This is a genomic window from Veillonella parvula, assembly GCF_001553335.1.
Taxonomy (GTDB): Bacteria; Bacillota; Negativicutes; order Veillonellales; family Veillonellaceae; genus Veillonella; species Veillonella parvula_S.
Window position 1 is genome coordinate 195,566 of the sequence record NZ_KQ960784.1, and the last position, 12,184, is coordinate 207,749.

Consider the following 12,184-nt stretch of genomic DNA (forward strand, 5'->3'; position numbering starts at 1 on the left):
GAGTTTTTATGTGCTTTATATTATAGACGCGTTATGGTCCCGTTACAGTCGTATTATAGTGCCGTTATAATCGCGTAAAGACCTCTAATGCCTTATACGCCATTAATCGATAACCACGCTCGTTAGGATGTACCTCTCCAGCAAAGACAATTTGTCCAATTTGATCCGCTTCAAACAAGGTGGTATAGAAGTCTATAACCTTAATATTACGCGCCGCTGCGTAGGCTTTTAGCTGTTCATTAACCTCTCGTACAACCAGATCTAATCCATCCATATCGCTATCAATTTGAGTTTCTAAACCGATAATTACCATCCCTTTTGTACTAGCCAGCTCGATAGCTTTCACCAAAGTCTTATACACATAGCTACTATCTCGACCTTGTAAAATATCGTTAGTGCCACACATCAAGAAAATATGACGTGTTGGGTCGGATACAGCAGTAACCGCCCAATTTTCAATATTATAAATCATCCCCTGTACGGAGCAGCCATCTTCACCGTAGTTTGTAAAATTAACACCCTCTATGGATGCATCACAGATTTCGACCCAACCCCGTCCATAGGGTACATCATAGCCACGCGTAATGCTATCGCCAAAACAGATGATTTCCATTTACATCCCTCCTGTACTATGACTCAATCATATAATAAAAGAACACCATACACAATATACATATTAATTACAAAAAAGGACCCGTTTTAATCTACCCTCCAATTAGACGCAATTTTTAGAAGGGCAGTTCATTTACGGATCCTTTTATATTATTTAAGACGAATGAAGAACAATGCGCAAGCACCGATAATCGGCGCTATGGCGATAGACATCAAGGACATTTGGTAGCTGCCCGTCATAACGAGGACATTGCCCAAGAGTAGTGGCGCCAAGAGAGCACCGATTTGGTTAAACAAATTTACAAAGCCCGCTGTTGTGCCGCGCAAATGAGGTGCTGCAGATTGAACTACGAGAGCATTGGTCAACGCACTATGCATGAAGGCACCAATACCGAGGATTGGACCTGTTACAAAGAGCATATTTGGATTGGCTGTGCTTGCAAACAAGATTAAAGCTGGCCCAAATAAGAACATAACGAGCGCCGCTAAATGGTTCTTCTTAATTGGCAAAATATCAGATAAAATACCGATCGTTGGTTTTGCAATTAGCGCAGCCGTACCGAATACGCTCATGACTTGGCCTGCATAGATAGCAGTTACGCCTAATTGTTTAACCATGTACAAGTTCGCCCATTGCGTTACGCCCCAAGTCGTACCTGTTGCGAAAAAACCAGCGATAGCTAAACAACGAATGTTACGGTTAGAAATAATGTGTTTCAAGTTTTCTACTAAAGACGTTTGCCCTACGCCAAGCTTAGCAGCCGCTTCAGAAGCCTCCGATTCCCGTTGTGCTAGAATCTCTGCACTCGGCTTACGCACCGTGAAGTAACATAACACGAGTACTACCAAAGGCAAGATGGCTGTAGCAAGGAATGCAGTTTGCCAGCCGTAATGTGTTGCCACATACGGTGCATAAAGGTTTACCGTAGTAATACCAAAGGAAGTACAACTCATGAAGATACCTACGGCCGCACCGCGTTGGTTAGGACCGAAGTGATCTCCGATAGCGCTCAAGCAAGAAGCTTGTACAGGACCAGACATAACGCCTAATAAGAAGCGCAAACCCCAAGCCATGGTATAGTCTGTAATGGTACTCATCAAAGCCGTTACAGCGGCCATACCGATCAAACTAAACAAGATGGTGCGTCTGTAACCGATTTTATCGGCTAAGATGCCGCCTGGTAATACCGTTAACGCATAACCAAAATAAAAGGCCGAAATATGTTGAGCCCCCATCTTGGCTGTGAAATGCAACGCCTCATTGAGGATAGGCATAACAGATGCCCAGGACAAGCGCATAACAAAGCTCAACAAGAACGTGAGCCACACGCTAAGAAGAATTAATATTTGAGTTCGCGAGAAACTAAGTCGATTCATACGAGCTCCTTTCTACAGAATATCTAATAAATATATCGATAGCATATCATAGTGGGCAAATATTGAAAAGCCCTCTAGGCATAAACCTAGAGGGCTTTATTATGGCGGAGAGGGTGGGATTCGAACCCACGGCCCCTTGCGGAGTCACTGGTTTTCAAGACCAGCTCCTTAAACCACTCGGACACCTCTCCATAACGGTACTATTATATCAAATTGGCCTAATAATAAGCAACAACGTAATACGTAAATAAGCAATAATATAATACGTAAGCAAGCAAAAAAGCTGACTTACAGCCAGCTTTTTCATTTACAGTTAACAGTTAATATTGCACTAATCTATTAGTTATTTGTCATATATGTTAGAATAGGTCTTTTTTCCACATGCCGATGATAGCAATGATAGAACACACCACGGAAATACCTACTACTTCGTAAAATCCATTTGGATCATCCTGGAATGGTAACGCCACATTCGTTCCCCACAAGCTGAATATGATTGTGGGCACCGCCAAAGTAATCGTAAGAGCCGCCAACATTTTCATCACCATATTGAGGTTATTTGAGATAATCGATGTGAAGGCATTCATCATATTCATCAAGATATTAGAGTACATTTCAACCATCTCGATGGCCTGTTTATTTTCAATGATAACGTCTTCCAAAAGATCCTCATCCTCTTCGTACATTTTAAGCAAATGTCTATAAGTGCTGTGACCACGCAAGCGCAATAGGCGTTCCATAACAGTTCCATTCGTACGCAACGCAGAGGTAAAGTATGTCATGGATTTCTGTAATTCCAATAGTTGGAAGAAGTCTTTATTCTTCGTCGTATGACGCAACTGAACTTCAATATCGTCGGTACGGCGGTTAATTTGTTGCAAGTAACGTAAAAACAATGTAGCTGTACGGTACAAGATTTGGAACAAGAACCGCGTCTTTTTATATGTATAGAATGTAGACAGTTGATTTGAAATGAACGGATATAACACCTCGGACTCTTCAAGACATACAGTAATGAAGAAGTCAGGCGTTAAAAAGATACCAAGCGGAACCGTATCGTACATATCATTACCGCGAATCGCAGGAATGTTGATAACCACGAAAATATAATTATCCTCTAATTCCACGTGAGAACGTTCTTCCATATCGAGGGCGGTCTTTAAAACGTCCGTTGGAATTTCCGTCAAAATATTGATGAGGGACAACTCATCGGGGTCTGGGTTCACCAAATTTACCCAAGAACCTTTTGTGGCATCTGATACAGTGCAATCTGAAACTAACTCTTCTTCTATGTGTTTGTACACCGTGATCATGCTATCCCTCCTTCCAACGAACATATAGTAATCATCTAATAAATTATATACTATTTTATAGCTATTATTCAATTCAATTGTGAAAGTTTTGTTTATGTAGTATATACATAAATAACTTTATGTCTATTAACAATGCACAATTGTATATGTTAAAAGCATCTCAAAACATTCTTTTATCAAATCTACCAAAAATCTAGCGAACAGATAGATTAATAAGGCTGCTAAACTAAAAAATCCACCAAAAGATTAAGCCACTAAAACTTACAGTGAGTGAGTAAGTATGCAAACAAATAATCAGCAATATATCATTAGGTTAAATCTTATAAAAATAACCTCTATACTAGCTTGTCGCTAATATAGAGGCTATTTGTTTTATCCTACTCTGTCAGACCAGAATAATATCATTTGTTATATTCCTGTATGGTTCTATAAGATTACTTTCACCAAATTAACGGCGTAAGATACGAATAGAGTTCAAGATACAAAGAATGGATACGCCAGTATCACCGAATACGGCCCACCACATGGATGCATAGCCCATAAGACCTAGTGCCATGATAAGGATTTTAACGGCAATAGCGAATACTACGTTTTGCCAAGCAACGCGCAAGGTCGCTTTGGACAAGTCAAGGATATGTGCAATAGCAGTCAAGGATGGACGCATGAATACAACATCTGCCGCTTCGATAGCCGCATCAGCACCGCTCCCCATCGCACCACCTACATCAGCACCAGCAAGCACTGGAGCATCGTTGATGCCGTCCCCTACGAACATGGTTGGACCATATTCAGAGCGAATATCTTGTACAACGGACAATTTATCTTGTGGCAACAATTGAGCACGAACGGCACTTACGCCAGTTTCTTTGGCAATATACTTAGCACTTGCTTCAGCATCACCTGTAAGCATAACCGTTTTAATATCTTGACCATTAAGATCAGCAATCGCTTCTGCGGAATCTGGACGAGCTTCATCGGCGATGATGATGCGACCAAGGTATACATTACCTTCTGCGACCAGAACCTCTGTGCCGTATTCAGTAGCTTCTGTTGGATAACCTTGAACAGCATAGCGTTCCATAAGACGACGGTTACCAACGAGTACTTGTTGGCCATCAACCATGCCCACCATACCTTCACCGGCTAATTCTTGAACGAAATCAGAAGCCTCTACAGTAATGCCTTGTTCCTTTGCTTCAGAAACGATACTTGTTGCGATTGGATGTGTAGATACTGCTTCGATAGCTGAAGCCATGGATAACAATTGATTCTTACTCACATGGGAGCCTACAGTTTCTACGTTTTGTACTTTAAATTCACCAGATGTGATAGTACCAGTTTTATCGAGAGCCACTGCTTTCACATTAGCTAAAGCCTCGATAACACGACCACCTTTAAGCAAGATACCATGTTTAGAAGCATTACCAATACCGGAGAAGAATGCGAGTGGCACACTAAGTACTAATGCACATGGACAGGAAATAACGAGGAATGTTAAAGCTGTATAGATCCATTTATGCCATTCACCTGTGATAAGGGATGGGATGATAGCAACCACCAAGGAAAGAGCTACAACAATTGGTGTGTACACACGAGCAAAACGCGTAATGAAGCGGTCGATTTTAGGTTTAGAAGATGCTGCATTTTCAACGGCATCAAGGATTTTTGTAACCATAGATTCTTCAAGAACCTTATCAACGCGCATCGTAATACGACCAGATTCGTTAATACAACCAGACATGAGTTGTGTGCCAGGTACGGCGCGAACAGGTACAGGTTCACCTGTTACAGGAGCTGTATTAACACGTGTTTCACCTTCTAGAACTGTACCATCTAGAGGGATTAAATCACCAGGGCGAACTTCGATAGTACTGCCTACCTCAACCTTTTCAGGAGCCATAACTACGATTTCACCGCCACAGCATGTATCCACAACACGTACCTCTTGTGGACGCATATCAACAGCATTCATGATTTCTGTACGGCTGCGATCAGTCGCTTTATGTTCAAAGAACTCACCGATACGATAGAACAAGATAACGCCTACGGCCTCAGGCAATGCATCGATAGCGATAGCGCCCAATGTAGCGATAGACATCAAGAAGTTTTCATCAAATACTTGGCCTTTTAAGATATTGCGTGCTGCAATGCGCAATACTGGGAATGCAAGTAAGATATAAGCAATATAATAAATTGGAGTTTCGATGGACTCTGGCAAACTAATGGATGGAACAATTGTAGTCAACGCTTCATAGGCCATAAATAACAAGCCCGCTACGATAACGGCAATTGTCATCGCCTCACTGCCATGGTCGTGATCATGATCATGGTCATCTAGAGCCGCTTTAGATTTACGCTCGTAATCAGCTACTGTTACGCCCTCTTCGATGGAATCGCAAATATCTTGAATATCGCGTTTAAGCGCTTCACGGTCTCCCCAAGCACCAGTTAACCGTAATTGATGTGTGGCCACTGTGAAGTTAGCGGATTCAATACCGTCCATTTTGCGGATGCGATCTTCAATTTTTGCTGCGCAGTTTGCACAGTTTAAATCCTTCAGCAATAATGTTTCTTCCATGATATCTCCTTTGATAATTGTGAAAGTTTCTATCCATGTATTTTAAAATATTAGTTTAATATATTTCTAATACTTATTAGAGATTTCTATTAGATATTCTTTTCTTATATGAATATCTGCTCATATTTTTATTTTATATTGAAGGAGATTAAATGTCAATACAAAATTACATTCACTATATATCAAACTTTATTTGCTTTAGATCTAACTATATTCAGCTTATATCAAGTTTCGTTCTACCAAAAATTGATGTGCTACATCAGCTGGCAATTGATGTTCCGTTTCAACGGCATAATTCATCTTCGCCATCTCTTGATCTGTAATCGTATTATTTAAACTTTCTAATATAGGCCGCAATTCAGGGTGAGCGATTAACACTTCACTACGAACCACATTACCAGCCATATAGGATGGATATAAATGTTTATCATCTTGTAACACCGTAATTGGCGCCATGCTTAATTGTCCATCAGTTGTAAATATCGGCATTGCATCTACTTCACCACGACTAATAGCCGTATATTTTAGTCCTATATCCATATCTTTAGTAACTTTAAATCTCATGCCATACACGCGTTGTAATCCAGCATAGCCATCCTCACGGCCAAAGAAATCATATTCACCGCCTAATGTTAGGGATGGTGCTATACGAGCAAGATCGGAATACGTTTTTACACCATAGGTCTTAGCAATCTCGTTGCGCACTCCTATGCCATAGGTATTATTAAAGCCGTACATGCCGACCCATTCAAAATTATATTCCCCTTTGTAGGCCTGTGAAAGCTCATTAAATAGACTTTCATCATACGCATCCGTACGTTTCAACACAGCAGACCAAGCCGTACCGGTATATTCAGGATATATATCAAATTGGCCGGAAAGCATAGCTGGTTGAATATTGGATGTGCCACCACCTACACCTTCTGTAACCTCTACGGTTAGATCAGTCTTCTGCTCGATTAATTCTTTTAAAACATGTCCTAAAATAAGCTGTTCCGTCATAGGTTTTGTTGCAATATGAACGACATCAGTCTTCACATGACGGCAATACATGGCCCAGCCACCTATACCCATTGCAATTAGCGTCATAATCGAGACAAATATAATAGTATAGCGCTTCATATGAGGGCTAATACGCGTTACTCTTTCACCTAAAGAAAAGAGCGCATCAACAGTAATGGCTAATAGTGCAATCAGTAAACTACCTGCAATGGTCAAGGCACTTTGATTCGTTGTAATCCCCCTATAAATCGCCACACCTAAGCCACCAGCACCAATAAAGGATGCAATACCTGTCAAGGCAATGGTCATAACAAGCATGGTCCGTATACCAGCCATAATGGTCGGCATAGCCAAGGGAATCTCTATATTCCACAAACGTTGAATCCGCGTGAGTCCTAACGCAATTCCCGCTTCACACATGGCTTTATCAATCTGGTTAAGACCAGTAAATGTATTACGTACCATTGGTAATAAAGCATATATAACCAATGCAATAATAGCCGTCGTATTACCGACACCCGATACATACAACAAAAGTCCTAACATCGATATAGAAGGAATCGTATATAGGAAATTGACCATTACCATAACTGGCGCAGCTAACCGTTTATATTCATATATAAGAACACCCAATAATCCTCCGATAATGATCGCAACAACAGAAGCTAATACTGAAATTTCTATATGCTCCCATAATAGCTGGAGGAAAAAATCATAGCGATTAATAAGTAATGATATGACATCATGCATTACATACACCGCCTTTCTAAGTCAAGAAATACGAAAAATTATATAGGTATATTAGAGTCAACAAAATTTAAGAAATCTTTATCAAGCTATATTTACCCATGATACCATTGTATACCTAATTATTCCTTAACTCTAGTCTATTTACCATACACAGTAAAAGCTATCATTTATATATCATACGGGTTCAGCTCTTTAATATGTCTGAAAGGAATAACAATCCCTTGAACAGATAGAATTTGTAACTGCTCACTGATCATATCAACAATCCCTATAAGCTCCGTATATTTTTGTTTGTTGTAATAAACAATTCGTACCCATTCCCCACAATGTATAGATTGTAAAACTGTATTTAACTCATCTATTTGGTCCTCTGATAACTCTACCCAAGCTTCTTTTGGTCTTGCCACAGCAGCTAATAAAGCTTCAAAGCCCCTCAATGCCGCAAAGGGCATAAATTGTTTTGCCCGTTGCAGGCGGGACATACGATGTTTCATTACTGTATACCTCCCCTTATGCGACTAATCTATTCCCAATATATCCATTACACTATTTATTCCCCATTATGCCCGCCTACCAAGGTATTTCTAAATCGCATAGTTCCTTCTTCTTGTAAACTAGAGGCACGCAAGATAGAGTTCTTACCAAACTGCTCCTTAATGGATAACATTGCTTCTTGTACTTGGCGTTCCTTTTCCTCTGTATCGGTAGCAAGAGTACTAAACAAATCCTCCTCTTGTGGTATGGCGGAACGATTGACTAAATCCTCAAAGCTGACCCCTATACGCCGTATGAACTCATTCTTATGGCAATGCTGTTCGTATAATTTAATAACCGCCGCCGTCAAGTTTTGTAGAGAATCAGTGTACTGTTTAAGCTTTTTAGAACCTCCGGTAGAACGCACCATTTCATCAGCATAGCCGATATGAACATGAATGTGATTCGTAACCCCTTTGATTTGTAAAAGCTCTAGCACCAAGGACTCTACCATTTCACGCATAGGCACGTATGCCTCTTCATAGGTATAATTACGCAACAAAATCTGACTATGCGAGATAGAGTGCTTAATGGGGCGATATGCTTGAATATCCGCAATCGTACAAGGTTCACGGCCCCAAGCATGATCAATAATGAGCTCTGCATTAACGCCAAACTCCTTGTACAACTTCGCCTCTGGAATCATGGTAATACCATGTAAATCATAAGCACCGTACTTATGCAAGCGATTAGCTATGCCTTTACCAATCTGCCATATATCAGTTAAGGGCTGATGATACCAAATTTTCTCTTTAAAGAGACTTTCATCAAGATAGCCTATAAAATCAGGTGCATGTTTCGCCAAAATATCGAGGGCAATCTTGGCGAGGAACAAATTCGTTCCAATCCCAACGGTGGCATAGATTTTTGTTGCCTCTAGCACCGCATCAAGCAGCATCTGTGCCAACTGATGAGGCGTCTTCTTATATAGTGGCAAATAGGGTGTAATATCGATGAAATACTCGTCGATAGAGTATACATGTACATCTTCGGGCGCTACATACTTGAGCAAGGTTCCATAAATCTCAGCAGACACCTGCATATACCGCTTCATATGAGGCTTCACCGTCAAATACTCAATATGCGGTGGAATCTGAAATAATCGGCTACGATTTTTTACACCTAAATTTTTTAAAGCTGGAGAAATAGCCAACGTAATAGCCCCCTTGCCACGAGAACCATCGGCGACCACCAGAGGTGTTGTAAACGGATCCAGTCCCAAATCGGCACACTCTACAGACGCGTAAAAACACTTCAAATCAATACACATATACAGCCGATCCGTATCACCTGAACCCATACAAACACCCCCCTAATCCCCTAAACAACTGGCTTTTACAAAAATTAGAACACAAAAATTTCTATGATTAGTATAACAAAAATAACGAGTATTTTCAAACATATGTTTGTTATTATAACAGTAAATTTTGAGCATAAAAAGAGTACCTACTATTAGACATCAAATCTAATAGTAGGTACTCTTAAGTACGCATATAACTTAACCCAATATGGTTTCTTTAGGACTTCTATAATAAACTAATCCCTTTTCACTACTATAATCCATGCTAGACTCTTTAAGGCTACAAAAATGCCCTCTAAGATCTATAGAAATCTTTCTTAACCACAATTGTTGTCGTTTATTGCTCAAAAAATCTTTTCGGTTATCACAAGAATCAAATAATTCAAGAGCATCACTTAAAATCTCAGACTCGCCACAGTTTATAGCTCGAAGATTAGTAAGGTAGTTACGTTTAAAAGTATCAAAGGCATCACCACAATACTCACCTAACTCAATCAAAAACACTGTATACCCTAGCATAAAAATCATCATGATTTGCTCAAAACTATGATGAGATATAAAAGAAATATAGAGATGATCAACGCTATCCGTATTAGGTACATCAAACAAGTTGAAATCATTAATACAAGTATGATATGAGGGCTCCATTAATCTAGATATACAATCTAGTTCCAAGTAATCTATCGCATCACGCAAATGACCTTCCCAATCAAAGTCTTCAAACCACTCTGCTGCATCAACAATATCTTCCATGCCCATACCTTGGAAAACAATCTCCCTTAAGTCCTTTGACAATTGGTATTCATCAATTAAATCTATCATGGACAAATGATAATGCAGGCTCTCAAATACACCTAGCCTAATACGCTTATATTTATAAGCCTCTGCAGCACCTAATCCAACCATCAACAAATAAAACTCAATATTTTGTTTTCCACTAATAGTTAAATTCATCATACATAGGATGGAAACCTTATATTCCATCTCACAATACTTACGTATTGTACGACACTATAAAATCTATCTAGTACTATTATACACTTTAATAAAACTTATTTTCTACTAACATAACCCAAAACTTCTATTTCCATTTTTCCAAACAATACAACGAAAACTATCGAGTGCCACTATATTGATGGGACACCTTCATATGTACAGTGATAAAAAGAAAGGACTATACTTATGCAGCGACATCAGGTCACGAGGAGCAAAGAAGTATAGTCCTTTCTTTTTAATTAAAATGTAGCTATGTCACGGGGCCCCATCAATATAGGTCACCCCACGATAGTTTTCATTATTGTTCCGGTCCCATATCTTTGTATGCCGCGTCTCTAAATTGTGTTAATTCCCCAACGAATTGGAGTTCCACGGTACCGACGGAGCCATTACGGTGTTTACGAATGAGGACTTCTGCATTGTCCCCTTTTTCGGAGTTTTCATCGTAATATTTATCGCGGTACAAGAAGATAACGATATCCGCATCCTGCTCGAGGGAGCCAGATTCACGAAGGTCGGAAAGTATAGGCCGTTTATCTGGTCTGCTTTCAACACTACGAGATAACTGAGACAAAGCGATAAGAGGCACATTGAACTCACGAGCAATCAATTTAAGGTTACGAGAAATTTCAGATACCTCTTGTTGACGGTTCTCGCTGCCCTTGCCAGAGTTACGGCCTTGCATCAACTGAATATAGTCGACGATAACGAGATCGAGACCATGTTCCACCTTGAGACGGCGCAATTTAGAACACATATCTTGTACGGTAAGGCCTGGCGTATCATCGATAAAGAGCTTGGCTTTGCTCATGCGATCTGCTGCGGCAATAACCTTTTCCCAGTCAGCAGTGACCATGTTCGAACGGCGCAATTTTTCAGAGCTCACGCCTGCCACGGAGGACAGAATACGACTAACGAGCTGTTCCTTGCCCATTTCTAGGGAGAAGAACGCTACTGTCTTGTCATATAGCATCGTTACATTTTGAGCAATGTTCAAGGTGAAAGCCGTTTTCCCCATCGCAGGACGAGCTGCTACGAGGATGAGGTCAGATTTTTGTAAGCCGTTAAAAATGTGGTCCACATCTTTAAAGCCTGTTGGCACGCCTGTAATAGCGCCATCATGCTGTTGCAATGCATTGAGTTTATCTAGATTAGATAAAACCACTTCCCCAATGGCTGCAAAAGATGATTCAGACTGGGTTTGACCGCTTACGTCTAGCACCATTTGCTCTGCCTTGTTGAGGATAGCTGTCGGCTCATCTTCGCCAGCATACGTCATACCTACGATTTTATTTCCTGCATCGATGAGACGGCGCAACTGAGCTTTCTCGCTGATGATTTTCGCATGTTCCTCAACATTGTAGGACACCGATTCATTGGCAAGAGATGTAATATAAGCAAGACCACCTACCGCATCGAGGCGCTTACGACGGTCTAACTCTTCACCAACAGTGATAAAGTCTGCCGTCTTATTAGCGTGCACGATTTCTAAGATGGCATCATAAATAATACGATGCGCATCGCGGTAAAAGTCTTCAGATTTAAGAATGCTCGTCACTGTATCTACAACAGCACCCGAGTTGGATCCATTTGTTAATAAAGCCCCCAAAACGGCCTTTTCCGCATCTAGATTATGCGGTGGAATGCGTACATCCATGATAATCCCCTTCACACAACCACTATGGATAAAAGAATTCACCATACTCAAAGAGCATGGTGAAT

The 12,184-nt window shown here is 40.4% G+C and carries 9 protein-coding genes and 1 tRNA gene; all 10 read right to left on the minus strand.

The genetic code is table 11. The annotated features are described in order from the left end of the window. Positions 1–64: 64 nt before the first annotated feature. Positions 65–613: an SGNH/GDSL hydrolase family protein gene (locus HMPREF1865_RS02835; protein WP_060919123.1), complete on the minus strand. Its 549-nt coding sequence runs from the start codon at positions 611–613 to the stop codon at positions 65–67. Positions 614–762: 149 nt separating this feature from the next. Beyond that, entirely contained in the window at positions 763–1,989 is a 1,227-nt protein-coding gene (locus HMPREF1865_RS02840; RefSeq protein WP_060919124.1) for an MFS transporter, read from the minus strand. A gap of 102 nt (positions 1,990–2,091) precedes the next feature. Then, positions 2,092–2,180: transfer RNA gene (locus HMPREF1865_RS02845), tRNA-Ser, on the minus strand. 168 nt (positions 2,181–2,348) lie between these two features. Continuing rightward, the gene (locus HMPREF1865_RS02850) at positions 2,349–3,302 is read right to left on the minus strand and encodes a magnesium transporter CorA family protein (protein ID WP_004694714.1); all 954 of its coding nucleotides are present in this window, start codon (positions 3,300–3,302) and stop codon (positions 2,349–2,351) included. Positions 3,303–3,750: 448 nt separating this feature from the next. Next, the gene (locus HMPREF1865_RS02855; protein ID WP_060919125.1) at positions 3,751–5,880 is read right to left on the minus strand and encodes a heavy metal translocating P-type ATPase; all 2,130 of its coding nucleotides are present in this window, start codon (positions 5,878–5,880) and stop codon (positions 3,751–3,753) included. Between the two features lie 219 nt (positions 5,881–6,099). Further along, positions 6,100–7,632: an ABC transporter permease/substrate-binding protein gene (locus HMPREF1865_RS02860; RefSeq protein WP_060919126.1), complete on the minus strand. Its 1,533-nt coding sequence runs from the start codon at positions 7,630–7,632 to the stop codon at positions 6,100–6,102. A 167-nt stretch (positions 7,633–7,799) separates the two neighbouring features. Beyond that, positions 7,800–8,126, minus strand: a complete 327-nt coding sequence (locus HMPREF1865_RS02865; RefSeq protein ID WP_060919127.1) for a YolD-like family protein — start codon at positions 8,124–8,126, stop codon at positions 7,800–7,802. Positions 8,127–8,182: 56 nt separating this feature from the next. Next, on the minus strand, positions 8,183–9,466 hold the full coding sequence (locus HMPREF1865_RS02870; protein WP_060919128.1) for a Y-family DNA polymerase: 1,284 nt from the start codon (positions 9,464–9,466) through the stop codon (positions 8,183–8,185). 198 nt (positions 9,467–9,664) lie between these two features. After that, the gene (locus HMPREF1865_RS02875) at positions 9,665–10,423 is read right to left on the minus strand and encodes a DUF3969 family protein (protein ID WP_060919149.1); all 759 of its coding nucleotides are present in this window, start codon (positions 10,421–10,423) and stop codon (positions 9,665–9,667) included. A 337-nt stretch (positions 10,424–10,760) separates the two neighbouring features. Further along, positions 10,761–12,119 carry a replicative DNA helicase gene (dnaB, locus tag HMPREF1865_RS02880; protein WP_060919129.1) on the minus strand — a complete coding sequence of 453 codons (1,359 nt, stop codon included), beginning with the start codon at positions 12,117–12,119 and terminating at the stop codon, positions 10,761–10,763. Between the last annotated feature and the right edge of the window lie 65 nt (positions 12,120–12,184).